The sequence below is a fragment of the Melioribacter sp. Ez-97 genome (genome assembly GCF_051488665.1).
Taxonomy (GTDB): domain Bacteria; phylum Bacteroidota; class Ignavibacteria; order Ignavibacteriales; family Melioribacteraceae; genus Melioribacter.
On sequence record NZ_JBPSEG010000002.1, the window covers coordinates 352,422 to 373,903 of the forward strand.

Below are 21,482 nucleotides of genomic sequence, written 5' to 3' on the forward strand. Positions count from 1 at the left end.
ATTTACTCCGATTCTCAGATTATACTTCGCCGAAAATATCTATTGTTTGACCTTCTTTGAGCGTAACAATTGCCTTTTTGAATTTTGGCGTTCTGCCTTCGAAACGGCCTTTTCTCGTAAACTGCGTTCTTCTTTTACCTTTATATTTCATTGTATTAACAGAAACAACATCGACGTTAAATTTTTCTTTAACCGCTTTGGCAATCTCAATTTTATTTGCGTCAACCGATACGATAAATCCGTACTTATTCGGATTTTTTTCCTGTATCGTAGTCATTTTTTCTGTTATCAAAGGTCTTATTAGTATGCTTTTCATATCAATACCAAATTTTAATTAAATGTACTTTCGAGCAATTGAACCGCGCTCTTCTGGAGCATAAGGACCTGATTGTTCAATAATTCATAAACCGAAGCTTTATTCGCTTCAACAATCGATACTCTGTCGATATTTCTGCCCGATTTATATACGTTTTTTAAAGTTCCGTTCGTCAGCAAGAGAGTTTTCTTACCGTTCAAATTCAGGGCTTTGAGAACTTCCACAAAATTTTTCGTCTTCGGTTGTTCGAAATCAAAATCCTCAACGACAATAATCTGATTAGCTTTCGATTTATAAGAGAGAGCGGATTTACGAGCAAGCTGAACTACTTTTTTATTCAATTTTTGTCTGTAGTTTCTCGGTTTGGGTCCGAAGATTCTACCGCCGCCAACCCAGAGGGGCGATCGAACGGAACCTGCTCTTGCGCCGCCGCGTCCTTTTTGACGCCACGGTTTTTTGCCTCCGCCTCTTACTTCGCTTCTTTCTTTCGCTTTGTGAGTACCCTGTCTTTGATTCGCCAGGTAAGCTTTCACAGCAAGATAGAGCACGTGATCGTTAGGTTCAATTTCAAATATATCTTTCGAGAGTTCTATCTGCTCGCCCGATTTTGTACCGTCTATTTTATAAACATCTACTTTCATTTTTCGATCGTCGTTTATTTATTGATAGCAACTATTGAATTAACCGAACCGGGTACAGCTCCTTTAACCATAATTATATTCTGTTCCGGTATAACTTTTACAACTTTCAAATTTCTGACCGTAATTTGTTTTCCGCCCATTCTTCCGGCCATTCTCTGTCCCTTGAAAACTCTGGACGGATAAGAACTTGCTCCGATTGAACCGGGAGCTCTTTCCCTGTCGCTTTGGCCGTGCGTTGCGGAGCCGACGCCGCCAAATCCGTGACGTTTAACTACGCCCTGGAAACCTTTTCCTTTGCTGTTGCCCGTTACTTTAACTTTATCGCCGGGCTGGAAGATATCGGCTTTGATTTCGCCTCCGATCTTAAACTGGTTTACGTCGAAGTTTTTGAATTCTTTTACGAATCTGGGCGGATTAAGACCTAATTTTTTGTAGACTTCGAGCTGCGGTTTGTTTACTTTCTTTTCTTTCTTTGAGCCGAAACCGAGCTGAAGCGCTTCGTAACCGTCCTTATCGGCAGTCCTCAAACCGTATACTTTACACGGACCTGCTTCGAGAACGGTTACCGGTATAACTTGACCGTCTTCACCGAAAATATTTGTCATTCCGATTTTTTTAGCTATCAATCCAGGCATTTTTAATTTCCTATAACTTTATCTCAATATCCACGCCGGCAGGTATTTCCAACTTGCTCAGCGCATCTACTGTTTTATTGTTTGAATTATGAATATCAATAATTCTTTTGTGAGCCCTAATCTCGAACTGTTCACGCGATTTTTTGTCGACGTGAGGCGAACGCAAAACGGTAAAAACAGTTCTTTTTGTCGGCAACGGAATCGGTCCGGAGACCACGGCTCCCGTGCTCTTTACAGTCTTAATAATCTTTTCAGTTGACTTATCAATCAGAATATGATCATAAGATTTCAACTTTATTCTAATTTTTTGACCGGGCACTTTTTTAATTCTCCTTTTTACAAATCATATCTTCAGTGTATTTAGCCTTTCGAGGCAAAAAGAAGGGAAAGATTCCTCTTTCCCTTCATCTATTAACTTATTAACTATTCGATAATTTTGGTTACAACGCCTGCGCCTACAGTTCTACCGCCTTCGCGAATAGCGAAACGGAGACCTTCTTCCATAGCGATTTCCGAAATCAACTCTACGGACAGCTTAACGTTATCGCCGGGCATAACCATTTCAGTTCCTTCGGGCAAAGTAGCTACGCCTGTAACGTCGGTTGTTCTGAAATAGAACTGAGGACGATATCCGTTGAAGAACGGAGTATGGCGTCCGCCTTCTTCTTTCGACAAGATGTAAACCTCACCTTCGAATTTCTTATGAGGAGTAATCGAACCGGGTTTAGCAAGAACCATACCTCTTTCGATTTCTTTTTTGTCGACGCCTCTTAACAACAGGCCTGCATTGTCGCCAGCCATTGCCGAATCGAGCTCTTTACGGAACATTTCGATACCAGTAACAACCGTCTTTTTATGCTGACCGAGACCGATCAATTCAACTTCTTCGTTCAATTTAATTTGACCTCTTTCAACTCTACCCGTAGCAACGGTACCGCGACCTGTAATGGAGAAAACGTCCTCGACAGGCATAAGGAACGGTTTGTCGACGTCTCTTTGCGGAACGGGGATGTATTCGTCAACAGCTTTCATAAGATCCCAGATGCATTGATATCTCGGATCGTCGATCGGAGCATTTTCAGTGCCTGCTTCCAAGGCTTTCAAAGCTGAACCTCTAACAATCGGAATTTCGTCTCCGGGGAATTCATATTTACTGAGGAGTTCTCTCAATTCCATCTCAACCAACTCGATCAATTCGGGATCGTCAACCATATCAATTTTATTCAAAAAGACGACTATTCTTGGCACGCCTACCTGACGGGCAAGAAGAATATGCTCTCTTGTCTGGGGCATAGGACCGTCTGTAGCTGCAACAACGAGAATAGCGCCGTCCATCTGAGCGGCTCCTGTGATCATGTTCTTAACATAGTCAGCGTGACCGGGACAGTCCACATGCGCATAGTGACGATTTTCAGTTGAATATTCAACGTGCGCCGTTGCAATTGTAATACCTCTTTCTCTTTCTTCCGGAGCGTTATCAATACTGTCGAAAGTACGAGCCTGGGACAATCCTTTGTTTGCAAGAGCCATGGTTATGGCTGCAGTCAAAGTTGTTTTACCATGGTCTACGTGTCCGATTGTTCCAATATTAACGTGAGGTTTACTACGATCAAATTTTTCTTTTGCCATCGAGTTACTCTCCTTGTTGTTTTATATTCTTTTTAATTTATTTTAATTAATATTCTTCGACCGATTTTTTTGATTGCGATTTTTCCATAATTTCTTCGGCTACCGATTTAGGCACTTCTGCATAGTGCGAAAACTGCATAGTGTAGATAGCTCGTCCCTGAGTCATCGATCTCAAAACAGTAGCATAACCGAACATTTGAGCAAGCGGCACCTGAGCTCTGATAACCTGTGCATCTTTTCTGGTAGAAAATCCTTCGATTTTTCCTCTTCGCGAATTCAGATCGCCCATAACATCGCCGAGATATTCTTCCGGAGTAATCACTTCTACCTGCATAATCGGTTCCAGCAATATAGGTCCGGCTTTTAAGGCTCCGTTCTTGAAAGCCATCGAAGCTGCCACACGGAACGATATTTCGTCCGAGTCGACTTCGTGATAAGATCCGTCATAAAGCTTAGCCTTAACGTCCACAACCGGATAACCCGCAAGCACGCCGTTTTTCATTGCATCCTGCAAACCATTGATAACAGGATTAATATATTCCTTCGGAACAGCGCCGCCTACAATCGCATTTTCAAATTCGAAGCCTTTACCCTGCTCATTCGGCGATAATTCTATCCAAACGTGACCGTATTTTCCTCGACCGCCCGATTGCTTGACAAACTTTCCTTCGGCTTGAACAGTTTTGGTGATCGTTTCTCTGTAAGCGACCTGGGGTTTTCCGATGTTTGCCTCGACTTTGAATTCACGTTTCATTCGATCGACGAGAATTTCGAGGTGCAACTCGCCCATACCGCTAATTAACGTTTGACCTGTTTCTTCGTCAACTTTAACTTTGAAAGTCGGGTCTTCGTCGGATAATTTAGCCAACGCGTCCGAAAGCTTATCCTGATCGGCTTTTGTTTTCGGTTCGATGGCAATCTGAATAACCGGTTCGGGGAACGCCATCTTTTCCAGCACAATCGGGTCGTCTTCCGTGCACAAGGTATCGCCGGTACGAGTGTTTTTAAGCCCTACTATAGCGGCTATATCTCCGGCTCGTATTTCATCCATATCCTCACGATGATTTGCATGCATTTGCAATATTCTTCCGACTCTTTCCTTTTTGTCCGAAATCGAATTATAAACATAAGAACCCGATTTTAGAGTACCTGTGTAAACTCTGATAAACGTCAATTTACCAACATAAGGATCGGTCATAATTTTAAAGGCAAGAGCCGCGAACTTTTCATTCGGATCTATCTTTCTTTCCACACGGTCGTTTTTATGAACATGATGAGCAACCAGATTGCCGAGATCAAGAGGAGAAGGCAAGAAATTCACAACCGCATCGAGCAACATCTGAACGCCTTTGTTCTTAAAAGACGAACCGCAAAGAACAGGCACTATTTTCAGCTTGATAGTAGCTTCTCTTAAAACTCTCAGAACTTCTTCAGATGTGATTTCCTTACCTTCTATATATTTTTCAAGAAGAGTATCGTCAACTTCAGAGACTGCTTCGAGCATTTGAGTGCGGTATTTATTGGCAAGCGGTCTCAAATCCTGGGGTATCTCTACATCCTCGAATGTAGTGCCAAGCGTTTCTTCGTGGAACATACGAGCTTTCATAGTCATCAGGTCAATAATACCGCTAAACATATCGCCTTCGCCGATAGGCAAAGTAATCGGTACGGCATTGGCGCCCAGTCGGTCTTTCATCATCTGAACGGCGTTATAGAAATCGGCGCCGACTCGATCCATCTTATTTACAAAAGCTATTCTCGGTACGCCGTACTTGTCAGCCTGTCTCCAAACGGTTTCCGACTGAGGTTCAACTCCGCCAACCGCGCAAAAGAGCGCAATGGCGCCATCCAAAACTCTCAAAGAACGTTCAACTTCAACCGTAAAATCGACGTGTCCGGGAGTGTCAATAATATTTATTTGATGCCCCGCCCACATTGTTGTGGTTGCGGCGCTGGTAATCGTAATGCCTCTTTCTTTTTCCTGTTCCATCCAGTCCATCGTAGCGGCTCCGTCGTGAACTTCGCCGATTCGATGCACTTTACCCGTGTAGAACAAAATTCTTTCCGTCGTCGTCGTCTTACCGGCATCGATATGAGCCATAATGCCGATATTTCTAACCTTATTTATTTCAACTCTTTTAGACATAATTTATCGAATTACTCCTTTCACCATTTAAAGTGAGCAAAAGCTTTATTAGCTTCTGCCATTCTGTGTGTATCATCTTTTTTCTTTACCGAACTACCTTCGCCATTGGAAGCTGCAATTAATTCGGCGGCTAATTTCAACGCCATCGATTTATCTTTGCGATCTCGCGCGTATGTTCTCAACCATCTCAGCGCCAGAGCCATTCTTCTTTCAGGTCTTACTTCCATCGGCACCTGATATGTAGCGCCGCCTACTCTACGGCTTCTTACTTCAACCAACGGGGAAACATTCTGAACCGCTTTTTTGAAAACTTCGAGCGCCGGTTTTTTCGTACGCTGCTCAATAATATCGAAACTATCATAAACAATTCTTCTGGCAGTAGACTTTTTGCCGTCCCACATAATATAATTGATAAACTTGGATACCAGCACGTCGTTATAACGCGGATCCGGTTTAAGATATCTTTTTTCTGCTCTTCTCTTTCTCATAGTTATTTAGCTTTTGGTTTTTTGGTTCCGTATTTCGATCTGCCTTGTTTTCTATCTTCAACGCCGCTTGTATCGAGCGTACCTCTTATAATGTGATATCTGACGCCCGGCAAGTCTTTAACTCTTCCGCCCCTGATTAACACTATCGAGTGTTCCTGAAGGTTATGTCCTTCTCCCGGAATATAGGCGGTAACTTCAATACCGTTGCTCAACCTTACTCTGGCTACTTTTCGGAGAGCCGAGTTAGGTTTCTTAGGCGTAGTAGTATAAACTCTGGTACAAACGCCGCGCTTTTGAGGGCAAGCTTCTAAAGCAGGCGCTTTATTTTTAGAGGTTACTACCTCTCTTCCTTTTCTAACCAACTGGTTTATCGTTGGCACGTAAATCCTCCAAGTCTATTTCACTTTAATAAAAAATTCAGACTCAAAATTTATCGATAATTAATTCAATTGTCAAGTTAAGTCTATAAGAAATATTAATTTATCGACTCTTTTTCTTCTACTTTTTGGTCTTCTTTCTCTTTTTCTTCTTCGCTTGCCAAAATTATGTTTCTGTATTTTTTCAAGCCTGTACCCGCCGGGATGAGATGACCCATAACGACGTTTTCTTTAAGACCGACAAGATAGTCGGTTCTTGCTTCAACAGCCGCATTTGTAAGAACCTTTGTGGTTTCCTGGAAAGACGCAGCGGAAATAAAGCTTTCCGTAGAAAGAGCCGCCTGGGTAATACCCAAAAGAATATTGTCGAATGTTGCGGGTTCGGCGTCCCGTACTTTCATCGGTTTCTTGCCTTTTCTGTTCAGGTCGGCATTGACTTCTCTGTACTTTGAACGCGTAATCAACTGACCTTCTTTGAAACGCGATTGACCGGGATCGATGATATAAACCATATTCTTGATTCTTTCGTTCTCTTCGATAACTTTGTTTCTGTCTTCCAGACTTTCTTCGATGAAATTGGTGTCGCCCGACGAAATAATACGGAGTTTCTGCAGCATTTGTTTAACTATAACTTCAATATGCTTGTCGTTTATTTTAACGCCTTGCAGACGATAAACATCCTGGATTTCGTTAACAAGGTATTCCTGCACGGCATTCGTACCCTTGATTTTCAAGATATCATGAGGATTAACGGGACCGTCGGTAATCTTTTCGCCTGCGGGTATCTCGTCGCCTTCTTGAACAAGCACGTGTTTGCCGTAAGGCACTGCGTATACTTTTTGAACGGAACCGTCGAACGATTCAACAATAATTTCGCGCGAGCCTCTTTTTCTTGCTCCGAATTTAACTCGTCCTTCGATCTCCGAGACAATTGCAGGATCGTGAGGACTTCTTGCTTCGAAAAGTTCCGTAACTCTCGGCAAACCGCCCGTGATATCTCTCGTCTTTGCGGCAGATTTAGAAATCTTGGCAAGGACAGTTCCAGCCTGAATCACTTCGCCTTCTTCGACTGAGAGGTAGGCTCGCGTCGGCAAATTAAATACTTTTTCATTCCCTTTGGAGTCTCTTATCAAAATACTCGGGGTAAGATTTTTATCTTTCGATTCAATAACCACTTTTTGCACGTGACCGGTTTGTTCGTCGGCAACCTGCTGATATGTAACATTATCGACCAGATCGACAAATACAACCGTACCGCTAATATCGGAGAGAATAACAGAGTTATACGGATCGTGATTATAGAGCGGAGTGCCTTTTTCCACATCCTGACCGTCGTTAACCATCAGTTCAGCGCCGTATGGAATTTCATATCTTTTGATTTGTCTGTTATCGTTATCGAAAATTCCGATAGCGCCCCGTCTTCCGATGACCACTTTTACGGAGCCAAATACGTCTTTTTTCTCAACGTAATTAATCTTGTCGTATTTAACCTTACCTGCAACGTTTGTTTCAACCTGGGACTGACTTGCAATACGCGAAGAGGTACCGCCGAAGTGGAATGTACGAAGAGTAAGCTGAGTGCCCGGCTCGCCGATTGATTGAGCTGCAATGATACCGACCGATTCTCCGATTTCCACAAGTTGACCCGTAGTCAGGTTTCTTCCGTAACATTTAGCGCAAACTCCCTGACGGGCTTCGCATGTGAGGACTGTTCTAATATATACCTGGTCGATATTCGCTTCGTCAATCTTTTCGGCTAATTCCTCGGTTATAATCTCTCCGGCTTCAACAATCAGCTCGTCAGTTCTGGGATCATAAACGTCTTCCTGAGCGACGCGGCCTGTGATACGTTCGGCAAGAGGTTCGCGTTCCAGCTCGACATCTTTTAGCGCCGTTATATAAACGCCGCGAATAGTTCCGCAATCCTCTTCGGTTACTATAACATCCTGAGCGACGTCGGTCAATCTTCTGGTCAGGTAACCGGCGTCTGCAGTTTTAAGAGCCGTATCGGCAAGACCTTTACGCGCGCCGTGAGTGGAGATAAAGTATTCCAATACCGAGAGACCTTCTTTAAAGTTAGCCACAATCGGGTTTTCGATAATTTCACCCGACTGACCGGAAAGACTCTTTTGTGGTTTTTGCATAAGACCGCGCATACCTGCGAGCTGACGCACCTGTTCTTGAGAACCGCGGGCTCCAGAATCGACCATCATATGAAGCGAATTAAACCCGTTCTGGTCACTCTTAAGTCTTTCCATTAACGAACGGGCAACGTTATTGGTCGTAAACGTCCAGATATCGATAATCTTATTGTATCTTTCAGCGTCCGTAATGAGACCCTGCTCGTGTTCATTGAGAACGCCTATTACTTTCTGGTTAGCTTCTTCTATTAATTTCGATTTTTCGTCGGGAATTATCATATCGCTGAAACTGATCGAAATACCCGCAGCGGTAGCGTATCTGTAACCCAAATCTTTAACGTCGTCGATAAATTTGGCTGTAACTTCGTTTCCGAGTTTCATAAACATCTTATAAATCAGACCGCTGAAAATCTTTTTAACCAACAGTTCATTGATAAAGCCCATTTCTCTCGGGACGATTCGATTGAATATCACACGTCCCACGGTAGTCTCTATCAATTCTCCTTCATATTTCAATTTTATTTTTGCATGGAGGTCGACAGCTTTTGTATTGTATGCGATAATAACTTCTTCCATGCTGCCGAAAATCATACCTTCGCCTTTTGCGCCGGGCATAAATTTGGTCAAGTAGTAACAGCCGAGAACTATATCCTGAGTGGGAATTACAATCGGCATACCGTTCTGAGGCGAAAGAATATTATGCGAACTGAGCATCAAAATCGAAGCTTCGAGCTGAGCTTCGTACGACAGCGGAACGTGCACAGCCATCTGGTCGCCGTCGAAGTCGGCGTTGAACGCCGTACAAACCATCGGGTGCAGCTGAATGGCTTTGCCATCGATCAAAACGGGTTGAAAAGCCTGAATACCCAAACGGTGCAACGTAGGAGCGCGGTTCAGCAATACCGGATGGCCTTCTATTAATTTTTCCAAAATTTCCCAGATAATCGGCTCTTTCCTGTCGACTGCTTTTCTTGCGCTTTTTACCGTTTTATAGTGTCCGCGTTCCATCAATTTTCGTATGATGAAAGGCTTAAACAATTCGACAGCCATGTCTTTCGGCAAACCGCATTGATGGAGTTTTAACTCTGGACCGACGACAATAACCGAACGTCCCGAATAATCGACTCTTTTACCCAAAAGATTCTGACGAAATCGACCTTGTTTTCCTTTGAGCATATCGCTTAATGATTTGAGCGGACGGTTGCCGTCGCTTCTTACCGCGCTCGATCTTCTTGAATTATCGAAAAGAGCGTCGACGGCTTCCTGAAGCATTCTCTTTTCATTGCGAAGAATTACTTCTGGAGCTTTAATATCTATTAATCTTTTTAATCGATTATTTCTGATAATGACGCGACGATACAAATCATTCAAATCGCTCGTTGCAAAACGACCGCCCTCCAAAGGCACCAAGGGTCTGAGTTCCGGCGGTATAACCGGAATTACGCTCAGCACCATCCATTCGGGTTTATTGGGCACTTTGCCTTCGTGTTCCCTGAAGGCTTCGAGCACTCTGAGGCGTTTGAGAATGTCGTTTCTCTTTTGCTGCGAAGTTTCTTCTGCCAGTTGAGCTTTTAATTCTCTGAATGTAGCTTCTATATCGATGCTTTTGAGCAGTTCTTTAACGGCTTCGCCGCCGATTTTAGCCACGAATTTTTTCGGGTCGTCGTCTTCGAGCGCGTCGTTATCATGAGGCAGCGATTGTACGATTTCATAATACTGGTCTTCGGAAATAAGGTCTTTTCTTTGAAGTCCTGTCGGCCCGGGATTTAAGACCACATACGATTCATAATAAATAACTCTTTCGAGTTCTTTTGTGGTCATTCCGATAATATTTCCGATTTTGGAAGGAAGCGCTTTGAAGAACCAGATGTGCACGACAGGAACTGCCAGAGCTATATGTCCCATGCGCTCTCTTCTGACCGATTTCAAAGTTACTTCGACGCCGCAACGATCGCATACGATTCCTTTATATCTGATACCTTTATACTTTCCGCAGGCGCATTCCCAGTCTTTCACCGGCCCGAATATTTTTTCGCAGAAGAGACCGTCTTTTTCCGGGCGGAAAGACCTGTAGTTGATTGTCTCGGGTTTGGTTACCTCGCCATGTGAGCGCGAAAGAATATCATCAGGACTAGCAAGGCTTATAGTCAATCGTTCTATATTTCTTACTTTTGTTTCTTGAAATTTAGCTGCCATAAATAATTTCTCCTTCAAACTTTTTTTAATATAATCTCACACGGTTAATCAATTAATTTTGATATTCAGACCCAGACCTTGCAATTCTTTTATCATAACGTTAAAGGCTTCCGGAATATTCGGGTCCGGAATGTTTTCGCCTTTGACAATAGCTTCGTATGTTTTAGCTCTGCCTGTTACATCGTCGCTTTTAACCGTTAAGATTTCCTGAAGCACGTGAGCGGCGCCATATCCTTCGAGAGCCCACACTTCCATTTCACCGAATCTCTGTCCGCCGAACTGAGCCTTACCGCCTAATGGCTGTTGAGTAATCAAGGAATAAGGTCCAATCGAACGGGCGTGAATCTTATCGTCGACCATATGACCGAGTTTCATCATATAAATATAACCGCAGGTTACTTTCTGATGGAAACGTTCGCCCGTGCGTCCGTCGTAAAGCCAGGTTTTGCTTCCTTCGGAAAGTTCTGCTTTCCTGAGCCATTCTTCCACGTCGTTAACTCCCGCGCCGTCGAATATCGGCGTCTCGAATTTAACGCCGAGTTTCTTTCCTACCCAGCCGAGAGCGGTTTCGTAAAGCTGTCCGATATTCATACGCGAAGGCACGCCAAGCGGATTGAGAACTATGTCTACAGGAGTCCCGTCTTCGTGATAGGGCATATCTTCAACCGGAACAACTTTGGCAACAACGCCTTTGTTACCGTGTCTGCCCGCCATTTTATCGCCAACCTGAATTTTTCTCTTCTTGGCTACATATACTTTTGCGAGTTGTGTGATTCCCGGAGGCAGTTCGTCGCCCGACTGAATTTTGAGGCGTTCTCTCTTGAAATCTTCTTCAATTTCGGCAAGGACGCCGAAATAATTTGAGAAGAGTTTTTTAATCAATTCGTTAGTCTTAGCTTTATCAAACCAATCTTTCGTATAATCGAGTTTTGTAACGTCGTCCATTTCGGAAAAAGTCGATTCTTTGATGGCGGTTCCGCTGCGAATCACAACGCTGCCATCCAGATCGCGAATTCCGGTTGTAGTTTTTCCAAGCGTCAAAGCCGTCAGCTTTTCGACTAATTTATTGTAATAAGCGTCTTTCTTTCTTTGATATTCCAAATCGAGAGCTTCAAGCTGCTTTTTCTCGAGCTTTTTCGCTTCGGCGTCTTTTTTCTTTCTGCTGAAAAGACGCGTTTTAATAACAACGCCTTTGAGTCCCGGAGGCGCTTTAAGAGAAGCGTCTTTTACGTCGCCGGCTTTGTCTCCGAATATTGCTTTAAGAAGTTTTTCTTCCGGTGTCGGATCGGACTCGCCTTTGGGAGTAATTTTACCGATCAGGATATCGCCTTCTTTGACTTCGGCGCCTTCCCGAATAATACCGTTTTCGTCCAAATCCTTTGTAGCTTCTTCGCTTACGTTAGGAATATCTCTCGTTAATTCTTCCTGTCCGCGTTTTGTCTCGCGCACCTGAAGTTCGAATTCTTCAATATGAATCGAAGTAAAAACGTCGTCGGCAACGAGTCGTTCGCTTATAATTATAGCGTCCTCAAAGTTATATCCGCGCCAGGGCATGAATGCGACGGAAATATTTCTGCCCAATGCAAGTTCCCCGTTTTCGACCGAAGGACCGTCGGCAAGTATATCGCCCTTTTTAACTCTTTGACCCGAGACAACGCGCGGTTTTTGATTGAAGCAGGTTTCCTGGTTCGTGCCGGCGAATTTTGTCAATTTATATTCAACTTTTCTTTCGCTGTCAAAGCTCACAAGAGCTTCTTCTGCTTCGAGATCGGTATCGTAAGCTACAATAATTTTTTCGGCGTCGGCAAATTCTACAACGCCGTCTTTTTCGGCTACAATTACGGCTCTTGAATCGCGGGCTACTTTATATTCCATACCGGTTCCGACAATCGGGGCTTCGGGCACAAGCAGAGGAACAGCCTGGCGCTGCATGTTCGAGCCCATCAATGCGCGGTTAGCGTCGTCGTGCTCGAGGAAAGGAATCAGAGAAGCCGCCGCGCTAACAATCTGAGCGGGAGCCACGTCCATATACTGAACTTCGCTCGGCGGCACGACGGGATATTCGTCTTTCAAACGGCATTTTACTCTGTCGAGTATGAATCTGCCCTGCTCGTCGATTGGAGCGTTTGCCTGAGCAATTATATATTGGTCTTCCTGATCCGCGCTCAAATATTCTATCTGATTTGTAACTCTTCCGTCTTTAACTTTGCGATAAGGCGTTTCAAGGAATCCGTAATGGTTTACTCTTGCATAAATTGTAAGCGATGAAATAAGACCGATATTGGGACCTTCGGGAGTTTCGATCGGACAGAGTCGTCCGTAATGCGAATGGTGAACGTCGCGCACTTCGAATCCGGCGCGTTCCCTTGTAAGACCTCCGGGTCCTAGAGCGGAAATTCTCCTCTTATGCGTTATTTCGGAAAGAGGATTGGTTTGATCCATAAATTGCGACAACTGGTTCGTACCGAAAAACGCATTGATAACGCTGCTGATAGTTCTGGCGTTGACCAGATCCTGCGGCTGCATATTCTCGTTATCGCGCATGTTCATGCGTTCTTTGATTGTACGAGCCATTCTTGCAAGACCGATATTATATTGCTGTTGAAGCTGCTCGCCGATAGTTCTAACGCGTCTGTTGCCCAGATGATCGATGTCGTCAACGCTGACATTACCGTTCTTGAGCATAATAATATTTTTCATGATGGCGACGATATCTTCAACAGTCAGAACTCTAACGCTTTCATCGACATTCAAGCCGAGTTTATCGTTCATTCTGAAACGACCGACATCGCCAAGGTCGTATCTCTTGTCGTTAAAGAAAAGTTTGTCGAGAAGCCCCAAAGCCGTTTCGATGTCGGGAGCTTCGCCCGTTCTTAATTGCCGGTAGATGGCAAAGAGAGCTTCTTCTTTTGTTTTAGCCGTATCTTTTTTGAGCGTATTTATAATAAGGTCTTGTTCAACAGAAGTTTCGGAGGTTATTAATTTAACTTTTTGGAGCGTTGATTTTTTAATATTATCGATAATTTCTTCGTTCAGTTCTTCGTCTTTCGAAACGTAAATCTCTCCGGTTTGCAAATCGATAACGTCGTCGGCTGCAATACGTCCGGAGTGAACTTCAGGGTCGAGTTTTTTAACAGCGACTTCTTCGATCAGACTGAAAAGATTAAGAATTTGTTCGTCTGTCTCGTAACCGAGCGCTCTCAGAAGAGTTGTCGAAGGGAATTTTTTCCTTCTGTCGATATATACATAAAGCACATTGTTAATGTCGGTCGCAAACTCCACCCAGGAACCTCTGAAAGGAATAATACGAGCCGAATAGATCGGCGTGCCGTTCGGATGGAAAGTTTGAGCAAATGCAACGCCGGGAGAGCGGTGTAACTGACTTACAATCACTCGCTCGGCACCGTTAATTACGAAGGTTCCTTTCTCCGTCATAAAAGGCAGGTTGCCGAGATAAACTTCCTGCTCGACGGTATTGATAAACTCTTCGGTTTCGCTATCCTTGGTAGAAAGTCGCAATTTTGCTTTCAGAGGAGCCGAATATGTAAGTCCTCTTTCCTCGCACTCTGCAATCGAAAAGCGGGGTTTTTCGATATGATATTCGATAAAATCGAGGCGATAAAATTCTTTATTGTCGAGTATGGGAAAATTTTGATTGAAAACAGCCTGCAGACCTTTGTTTTCTCTCTGAGAGGGCGGCACTGAAAGCTGCAAGAAATCTTCAAACGATTCAAGCTGAATATTCAACAAATCGGGCACTTTAAGAGCAGGCGTAATCTTACCAAACGTAATGCGTCCGTTAATTTTATTTATCTTTTGTTTTTCCAATCCTAACCTCCGATGATTTATTAGGCTCTTTCAATAAATGAAAGAAAGTGGTAACCCGGAAATTCCGTTTTACCACTTCAAAAATTAATATGATTTTCCAGGAAAATCGTATAATTACTTAATTGTGACTGTAGCGCCGGCTTCTTCCAATTCCTTCTTGATTTTCTCGGCTTCTTCTTTGGAAACGCCTTCTTTAATCGGTTTCGGAGCGCTGTCAACCAAATCTTTTGCTTCTTTGAGTCCGAGCGAAGTATGAGCGCGGACAACTTTAATAACGTTGATTTTGGTGGCGCCTGCGCTTTCAAGAATAACGTCGAATTCGGTTTTTTCTTCTGCAGGAGCTGCATCGCCGCCTGCGGCAGCTCCGCCGGCCATAACAACAGGAGCAGCGGCGGTAACGCCGAATTCGTCTTCGAGAGCTTTCTTTAATTCTGCTGCTTCAACAAGCGTAAGGGCTTTGATTTTTTCAACAATTTCTGCAACTTTTTCTGACATTTTTATATCTCCTATTTCTTAATTATAATCTTAAAAAATTATGCTGCTTTTTTCTTGGAAATCTCGTCAACAAGGCTGACTATGTCGCGCATAACTGCATTGATAGCGCCGACGATTCCTGACGCCGGGGAGTTTATACTTCCGATAATTCCGGCAATCAATTCTTCCTTGGACGGCATCGAAGCCAATGTATTCAACTGGTCGGCTGGGTAGAAATTCGATTCGAGGTAGCATCCTTTGAACTGGAATTTGCCGGTTTCATCAAAATATTTTTTGATGATTTTAGCCGGCGCAACGAAATTTTCGCCTGCGAATGCCACGCCCGTCATACCGACGAATTGATCGTAAAGCTGTTCGTAACCGCCTAAATCTTCGAGGGCTTTTTTGAAGAGCGTATTTTTGAATACCTTGTAAGTAACGCCTTCTTTTTTGAATGTGGAACGGAGCTTATTAATATCTTCAACATTAACTCCTTTGTAGTCCACCAGATAGATTGCCGTAGAATTACTTACAAGTTCCTTAATTTGCTCTACGACCTCGTATTTTTTCGCTTTTTTCATCATTCTCCCGTATCAGTTATTACATCGTTCGGCTTAAGAAGCATTTATAAATAAAACCCGTATATCGATATACGGGTGAGTGCGTAATCTTTTTTATGCGGAAGCCACTTCGTCTTTACTGATTTTTAAGCCGGGCCCCATTGTAGACGACAAGTAAATACTTTTTATGTACTGACCCTTTGCCGAAGCGGGCTTCATTTTTACAATCGTATTGAGAAAAGCTTTTGCATTATCGACAAGTTTGTCGGTATCAAAAGAAAGTTTGCCGAGCGGAGTGTGAACGATACCCGCTTTCTCGACGCGGAATTCAATTTTACCGGCTTTGACTTCTTTAACCGCCTGGGCGACATCCTGAGTAACAGTGCCGCTTTTTGGGTTGGGCATAAGACCTTTCGGACCCAGAATTTTTCCTAACTTACCTAATTCCGCCATGCTGTCGGGCGTTGCAATCACAACGTCTACGTCTGCCCAGCCTTCTTTAATCTTTTCGAGATATTCTTCGAAGCCGGCATAATCCGCGCCTGCATCCAAAGCTTCCTGGGCTTTCGAACCTTTAGCTATAACAAGAACTTTTACATCTTTTCCGGTACCGTGAGGAAGAGAGACCGTGCCTCTAACCATCTGGTCGGCATGTCTCGGATCGACGCCCAATCTGATAGCGCAGTCGAGAGTTTCGTCAAATTTTACGCTCGAAAGCTCTTTTAGTTTATCGATCGCTTCCTTCAGAGTATATTCTTTCTGGGCTTCGATTTTTTCCTTTATAGACTTCATTCTTTTTGAAACTTTCATAATGTCATCCACAATAATTTTTTATTATTCTTCTACTGTAATTCCCATACTTCGCGCAGTACCCGCAATCATGCTCATTGCATGTTCGATATCATGAGCGTTCAAGTCGGGCATTTTCAATTCTGCAATTTCGCGCAACTGTTCTTTTGTAACTTTTCCGACTTTGGTTTTATTCGGTTCAGGCGAACCTTTATCGAGCTTCAAAGCTTTTTTAAGAAGCACTGCAGCTGGCGGCGTTTTCGTAATAAACGTAAAGGATTTATCTGTATAGACCGTGATAACGACCGGAATAATCAATCCCTGCTTGTCGGCGGTTTTGGCGTTGAACTGTTTACAAAATTCCATAATATTAACGCCTTTTTGACCCAGAGCGGGGCCTACCGGCGGAGAAGGATTAGCTTGTCCTCCGGGAATCTGCAGCTTGATATAACCTTCTACTTTCTTTGCCATTTTTCTACCTTAATTATTTCTCTAATTCTGCTTGAGCAAAGTCAATTTCGACGGGAGTTTTACGCCCGAAAATCGAAACCATGACTTTTATTTTCATTTTTTCTTCGTTAACTTCTTCAACAATTCCCGAAAAATTATTAAACGGACCGTCGATTATTTTGACGTAATCTCCGGCTCTGAATAAAGTTTCGGTGCGTTCGGTATCCTCGTCTTTCGAAATTCTGCCAACAATTCTTTTTACCTCGTCGGGTTGCAGAGGAATCGGAGTTTTTTGCGAACCCAGAAAACCCATCACAGACGGGGTGTTCAATATAAAGTCCTTAACTTTAGCGTCCAGGTCGGCGCACAAAAGTATGTAGCCGGGGAAGAAATTCTTCTTTTTCGTTTTCTTCTTGCCGTCTTTTACTTCAAAAACTTTTTCAGTCGGAACCAGAACTTCATGAATGCGGGCTCTTAAATATTCATTATCCTCGAGCTCGTTTTCAATCAAGGTTTTTACCTTGTTTTCGTGTCCCGAAAAAGTTCTGACTACATACCATTTGCCTAACTGGGTATCCAATTCTAGAAGATTCCTTTTAATATTTGATTAAGAGACATATCGATAGCATACGTAAAGAGTGCTAAAATCAAGCATACAACAACCACAACTACGGTAGAATCTTTCAATTCTTCTTTTGTCGGCCAGGTGACCTTTTTCATCTCCTTGACGACATCATTAACAAAATTGATAATTTTTTCTTTCATAATCGCACACTTTTATGGCTAGCACGTCAGGAGGGACTCGAACCCCCAGCCTGCGGTTTTGGAGACCGCTGCTCTGCCAATTGAGCTACTGACGTATTATTTAGTTTCCTTAAATATTACGTGTTTTCTAACAACCGGGTCGTATTTTTTGTATTCTACGCGGCCAGGGTGATTTCTTTTATTTTTTGTTGTCGTATAACGATAACCGGTTCCAGCAGAGCTTTCCAATACAATGATTTGTCTGATATTTTTTGCTTTGGCCATTTTATTTTGCTTCTGTTTATTTTTTAATATTTTTAACGCAAAAAAGCAGCGGTTTTTACTTTTGAGCTGATGACCGGGATTGAACCGGTGACCTCTTCCTTACCAAGGAAGTGCTCTACCAACTGAGCTACATCAGCATTTCTAATTACGCATTGACTCCGGCTGAACTGTTTTTCCGCATGAGCCGGAATGCTCTACCTCCGTCAGTCGACGGATGAGCTCCATCAGCATTTCAATTAATGCATATAATTCCGGTTGAAATCCGGTCTGTTTCCGTCAACCGATATAAGAAAAAATCAGAGAGCGGGAGACGGGACTCGAACCCGCGACCAACAGCTTGGAAGGCTGTGACTCTACCAACTGAGTTACTCCCGCATTCAAACAGAAAAGGTAATTTTTTCGTTTGAACGATTTCTTCCGAAAAACCGGATAGAAAAATCAATATTTAATGAACAGCTGAAATTGCAAAAAAAATCCCGATATTTAATACCGAGTTTTAAGTAGTGGGCGGCGAGGGATTCGAACCCCCAAAGGCATTCGCCAACGGATTTACAGTCCGCCCCGGCTCTCCAACTCCGGCGTCCGCCCAGATATATCTATCCACATAAAGTCAAAAAGCGAGCATCAAATATAGAACGCTTTTAAATAAAATGCAATATACAGATAGATTTTTCTGCTATTTTAAGTACTATATCAAATAAGAATTACAAATTTATAAAATTTTTTTAAAAAAATCGCTAAATTTACATCTACAAATCAATTCTTAGGTATGATTATGAAAATTACAATCCTCGGCTGCGGCAATATGGGCTTGACTTATGCCCGCGCATTCTTACAGTATCACAAAACTAGTTTTGAAGACCTGACTTTAATCGCAAAGGACGATAAACATGCGGCTGATTTGAATTTAATGAAGCTCGGAAAAGTAATCGTCGGAATTTCGCCCGAGTCGTTGCAGTGCGACGTTTTGATACTTGCAGTAAAACCGCAGGATTTTATCGATGTCGCCCGTTCTCTCAAAGGGAAGATACCTCCGGAAACTCTTGTAATATCGATTCTTGCCGGCGTAAAATTATATACTCTCAAAGAAAAACTCGAACATAAATATATTGTACGCGCAATGCCCAATATGCCGGCTCAATTCGGAATGGGGATTACCGTATACATCCCTTCTTCGGACGCGAATGTACATCATCTTTCGACTGTAGAAAACCTGCTGAATACAACCGGAAGAACTTTCATGATTGAGAATGAAGATTTAATGGACGGAGTTACGGCGCTCAGCGGCAGCGGGCCGGCTTATTTCTATTATATAGTTAAAATCATGACCGAAACCGCCCAAAAAATGGGTTTTGACGAAAGCCTTGCAAATTTGCTCGTCATGCACACGATGCACGGAGCTTTTCACGTTATGAACAATTCGGATACAGAGCTGGACAAGCTTATAAGTAAAGTCGCTTCTAAAGGAGGAACCACCGAAGCGGCTTTAAAGACAATGAAGGATAATAAATTCGACGAGATTTTTGCAAACGCAATACTTAATGCCGAAAAACGCTCGAAAGAACTTTCGGAATTGAACGGGAAATAAGCTCAAATCGAAGCTTATTTCCCTTCACAAAAAATTATTTTTCTATCAGTTGTTTGTTCTTGTAATACTGAAAAAGTTTATAGTTAATACTGTCGCTCAGCGCTTTAAAACTTGCCTCGATAATATTTGTAGAAACTCCCACCGTTCCCCAGGCATCCTTACCGTCGCTCGATTCAATCATTACTCTTACCTTAGCCGCAGTTCCTTCTTTTTCGTCCAGAACTCTTACCTTATAATCGACCAATTTAATATTGGCAACTTCCGGATAGAATCTGGTAAGCGCTTTACGGAGAGCTTTGTCGAGAGCGTTAACGGGACCGTCGCCGTCCGAAGCCGTATGCTCGATTTCCCCGTTCACTTCTATTTTAAGAACCGCTTCGGCATTCGAATGTCCTTCTTCATCGTAAAAAACATTTACCTTGGAATCAAGAACTTTGAAGAATGGCGAAAATTCATTGGTTTCGGACCTGAGCAACAGTTCGAATGATGCTTCCGCCCCGTCGAACTGGTATCCGTTATATTCGAGCGATTTTATGTGATTAACAATTTTTTTACTCAGTTCTTTATTGCCTCCGATATCCACTCCGACTTCTTTGGCTTTATAACGGACGTTGCTTTGTCCCGACAAATCCGAAACGAGCACACGTTGTTTATTGCCAACCAATTCCGGCTCGATATGCTCGTACATTCTGCTTTCTTTCATTACAGCGCTTACGTGAACGCCTCCTTTGTGCGCAAAGGCGGATTTGCCCGTAAATGCAGCCCTTGTATTCGGATGCAGATTCATTATTTCGTAGACGTAATTCGAAACCGAAGTCAGGCTGGAAAGTTTTGATTTTTGATTGGTTTCATAATTCATTTTCAAAATTAAATTCGGAATAATACTGCACAGATTAGCGTTGCCGCAACGCTCGCCCAATCCGTTGATGGTTCCCTGCACATGACGCGCGCCGGCTCTTACAGCCGCCAACGAATTTGCCACCGCTAGCTCGGAATCGTTGTGAGTATGGATGCCGATTATAACGTCAAATTTATCTTTAACGGTTTTCGTAATTTCATATACTTCTTCCGGAAGCGTGCCGCCGTTGGTGTCGCATAATACCAGCGTATCGGCGCCTCCTTTTACAGCCGCATCGAGCATCTTGAGCGCGAATTCAGGGTCGTCTTTATAGCCGTCGAAAAAGTGCTCTGCGTCGAATATTACCCTTCTACCGCGCTCTTTTAAATATTTGACCGATTTGTAGATCAATTCTTCGTTTTCGGCGTCGGTCAATCCGAGACCCTTTTGAGAATGAAGTTTCCAGGTTTTTCCAAAGATCGTAATAATCGGCGTTTCAGAATTGATAAGAGTATTCAAATTGTAATCGGATTCAACGTCTTTAACTGACCTGGCTGTGGAACCGAAGGCGCATAATTTGGCGTGATTAAGATTTAGTTCTTTCGCTTTTTTGAAGAATTCTTCGTCTTTGGGATTGCTTCCGGGCCAGCCGCCTTCAATAATATCGATTCCGAATTCGTCGAGCTTTTTTGCAATCAAAAGTTTATCCTGAACCGAGAGGTTAACCCCTTCGCCCTGGGTTCCGTCGCGTAGTGTTGTATCAAATATTTCTACTAACATAATTTCTTCCTCTAAATTAAATCATATTATTTTTACGGGCATATTCGAATATATTTCCCGCTTCGATGATCGGTAATATATCGCCCAGCGGTCTCAGCCTGTAGGATTCGTTTTTTGTCAAATTTCGCAGTATATTTTCGTTCAGGTCGAGTTCAAGCTCGTCTCCGGTTTCTATTTTATCGTTGAGTTTATCGGAAGTTTCATAAGGCACAACGAACCCCCCGTCAACGCAATTGCGATAAAATATTCGGGCATACGATTCGGCTACGATCGCTTTTGCTCCGGCAACCTGAAGAGCAAAGGGAGCGTGTTCGCGCGACGAACCGCATCCGAAATTCGAACCTCCGATTATAATCTGATACTTTGTTTGATATTGACCTTCCTCAACGAAAGGAATGCCGCCTCCGGGCAAGCCGGACTGAGCCAAAGGCACGCCCGAAAGGGCAAATCTACCGTAATTTTTGGATTCTTCCGGGTCGCTTAAACTGTAGACCAGATGCTCGGCGGGAATAATCTGGTCTGTGTCGATATTGTCTCCAAGCACAAATGCTCTGCCTTTAATTATTTTTTCCATTTT

The 21,482-nt window shown here is 43.2% G+C and carries 20 protein-coding genes and 4 tRNA genes; 1 reads left to right on the forward strand and 23 read right to left on the reverse strand.

All coding sequences use genetic code 11. The annotated features are described in order from the left end of the window. Window positions 1-19: 19 nt before the first annotated feature. The 21 genes from rplW to ACSSWA_RS04070 all read right to left on the reverse strand — a co-directional run bounded on the left by rplW (window position 20) and on the right by ACSSWA_RS04070 (window position 18,287). On the reverse strand, window positions 20-316 hold the full coding sequence (rplW, locus tag ACSSWA_RS03970) for a 50S ribosomal protein L23 (protein WP_437355278.1): 297 nt from the start codon (window positions 314-316) through the stop codon (window positions 20-22). A 14-nt stretch (window positions 317-330) separates the two neighbouring features. Further along, window positions 331-957 (reverse strand): 50S ribosomal protein L4, encoded by a 627-nt coding sequence (gene rplD / locus ACSSWA_RS03975; RefSeq protein WP_437355279.1) that lies wholly within the window; start codon window positions 955-957, stop codon window positions 331-333. Window positions 958-971: 14 nt separating this feature from the next. Then, entirely contained in the window at window positions 972-1,592 is a 621-nt protein-coding gene (gene rplC / locus ACSSWA_RS03980; protein ID WP_437355280.1) for a 50S ribosomal protein L3, read from the reverse strand. 10 nt (window positions 1,593-1,602) lie between these two features. Next, window positions 1,603-1,911, reverse strand: coding sequence for a 30S ribosomal protein S10 (rpsJ, locus tag ACSSWA_RS03985; protein ID WP_014854898.1), 309 nt, complete (start codon window positions 1,909-1,911; stop codon window positions 1,603-1,605). A gap of 104 nt (window positions 1,912-2,015) precedes the next feature. Continuing rightward, on the reverse strand, window positions 2,016-3,221 hold the full coding sequence (gene tuf / locus ACSSWA_RS03990) for an elongation factor Tu (protein WP_437355281.1): 1,206 nt from the start codon (window positions 3,219-3,221) through the stop codon (window positions 2,016-2,018). A gap of 46 nt (window positions 3,222-3,267) precedes the next feature. After that, window positions 3,268-5,367 carry an elongation factor G gene (gene fusA / locus ACSSWA_RS03995; RefSeq protein ID WP_437355282.1) on the reverse strand — a complete coding sequence of 700 codons (2,100 nt, stop codon included), beginning with the start codon at window positions 5,365-5,367 and terminating at the stop codon, window positions 3,268-3,270. 20 nt (window positions 5,368-5,387) lie between these two features. Continuing rightward, window positions 5,388-5,855: a 30S ribosomal protein S7 gene (rpsG, locus tag ACSSWA_RS04000; RefSeq protein WP_437355283.1), complete on the reverse strand. Its 468-nt coding sequence runs from the start codon at window positions 5,853-5,855 to the stop codon at window positions 5,388-5,390. Window positions 5,856-5,857: 2 nt separating this feature from the next. After that, window positions 5,858-6,235, reverse strand: coding sequence for a 30S ribosomal protein S12 (rpsL, locus tag ACSSWA_RS04005; RefSeq protein ID WP_041355685.1), 378 nt, complete (start codon window positions 6,233-6,235; stop codon window positions 5,858-5,860). 95 nt (window positions 6,236-6,330) lie between these two features. Continuing rightward, the gene (gene rpoC, locus ACSSWA_RS04010) at window positions 6,331-10,569 is read right to left on the reverse strand and encodes a DNA-directed RNA polymerase subunit beta' (RefSeq protein ID WP_437355284.1); all 4,239 of its coding nucleotides are present in this window, start codon (window positions 10,567-10,569) and stop codon (window positions 6,331-6,333) included. A 48-nt stretch (window positions 10,570-10,617) separates the two neighbouring features. Beyond that, on the reverse strand, window positions 10,618-14,397 hold the full coding sequence (gene rpoB / locus ACSSWA_RS04015) for a DNA-directed RNA polymerase subunit beta (RefSeq protein ID WP_437355285.1): 3,780 nt from the start codon (window positions 14,395-14,397) through the stop codon (window positions 10,618-10,620). Window positions 14,398-14,511: 114 nt separating this feature from the next. Then, a complete protein-coding gene (rplL, locus tag ACSSWA_RS04020) occupies window positions 14,512-14,892 on the reverse strand; it encodes a 50S ribosomal protein L7/L12 (RefSeq protein WP_437355286.1) in 381 nt (126 codons plus the stop codon). A 38-nt stretch (window positions 14,893-14,930) separates the two neighbouring features. Next, complete coding sequence (rplJ, locus tag ACSSWA_RS04025; protein ID WP_014854906.1) at window positions 14,931-15,452, reverse strand: 50S ribosomal protein L10; 522 nt, start codon at window positions 15,450-15,452, stop codon at window positions 14,931-14,933. 93 nt (window positions 15,453-15,545) lie between these two features. Further along, entirely contained in the window at window positions 15,546-16,241 is a 696-nt protein-coding gene (gene rplA / locus ACSSWA_RS04030; RefSeq protein WP_437355287.1) for a 50S ribosomal protein L1, read from the reverse strand. 24 nt (window positions 16,242-16,265) lie between these two features. Further along, complete coding sequence (rplK, locus tag ACSSWA_RS04035; protein WP_437355288.1) at window positions 16,266-16,691, reverse strand: 50S ribosomal protein L11; 426 nt, start codon at window positions 16,689-16,691, stop codon at window positions 16,266-16,268. 13 nt (window positions 16,692-16,704) lie between these two features. After that, window positions 16,705-17,250 (reverse strand): transcription termination/antitermination protein NusG, encoded by a 546-nt coding sequence (gene nusG, locus ACSSWA_RS04040; protein WP_437355289.1) that lies wholly within the window; start codon window positions 17,248-17,250, stop codon window positions 16,705-16,707. A 2-nt stretch (window positions 17,251-17,252) separates the two neighbouring features. After that, complete coding sequence (secE, locus tag ACSSWA_RS04045) at window positions 17,253-17,435, reverse strand: preprotein translocase subunit SecE (protein WP_014854910.1); 183 nt, start codon at window positions 17,433-17,435, stop codon at window positions 17,253-17,255. Window positions 17,436-17,457: 22 nt separating this feature from the next. Then, window positions 17,458-17,530: transfer RNA gene (locus ACSSWA_RS04050), tRNA-Trp, on the reverse strand. Window position 17,531: 1 nt separating this feature from the next. Beyond that, window positions 17,532-17,699, reverse strand: coding sequence for a 50S ribosomal protein L33 (rpmG, locus tag ACSSWA_RS04055; RefSeq protein WP_014854911.1), 168 nt, complete (start codon window positions 17,697-17,699; stop codon window positions 17,532-17,534). A 64-nt stretch (window positions 17,700-17,763) separates the two neighbouring features. Further along, window positions 17,764-17,836, reverse strand: a tRNA-Thr gene (locus tag ACSSWA_RS04060). A 165-nt stretch (window positions 17,837-18,001) separates the two neighbouring features. Next, a tRNA-Gly gene (locus ACSSWA_RS04065) sits at window positions 18,002-18,074 on the reverse strand. Between the two features lie 129 nt (window positions 18,075-18,203). Beyond that, window positions 18,204-18,287, reverse strand: a tRNA-Tyr gene (locus ACSSWA_RS04070). A gap of 187 nt (window positions 18,288-18,474) precedes the next feature. Between ACSSWA_RS04070 and proC the strand changes: the two genes are divergently transcribed. Further along, complete coding sequence (proC, locus tag ACSSWA_RS04075; RefSeq protein WP_437355290.1) at window positions 18,475-19,287, forward strand: pyrroline-5-carboxylate reductase; 813 nt, start codon at window positions 18,475-18,477, stop codon at window positions 19,285-19,287. 34 nt (window positions 19,288-19,321) lie between these two features. Here proC and cimA read toward each other — a convergent pair whose 3' ends face one another. Both cimA and ACSSWA_RS04085 read right to left on the reverse strand, forming a co-directional pair. Beyond that, window positions 19,322-20,905, reverse strand: coding sequence for a citramalate synthase (cimA, locus tag ACSSWA_RS04080; RefSeq protein ID WP_437355291.1), 1,584 nt, complete (start codon window positions 20,903-20,905; stop codon window positions 19,322-19,324). A 16-nt stretch (window positions 20,906-20,921) separates the two neighbouring features. After that, window positions 20,922-21,479 (reverse strand): 3-isopropylmalate dehydratase, encoded by a 558-nt coding sequence (locus ACSSWA_RS04085; RefSeq protein WP_437355292.1) that lies wholly within the window; start codon window positions 21,477-21,479, stop codon window positions 20,922-20,924. Window positions 21,480-21,482 lie beyond the last annotated feature (3 nt).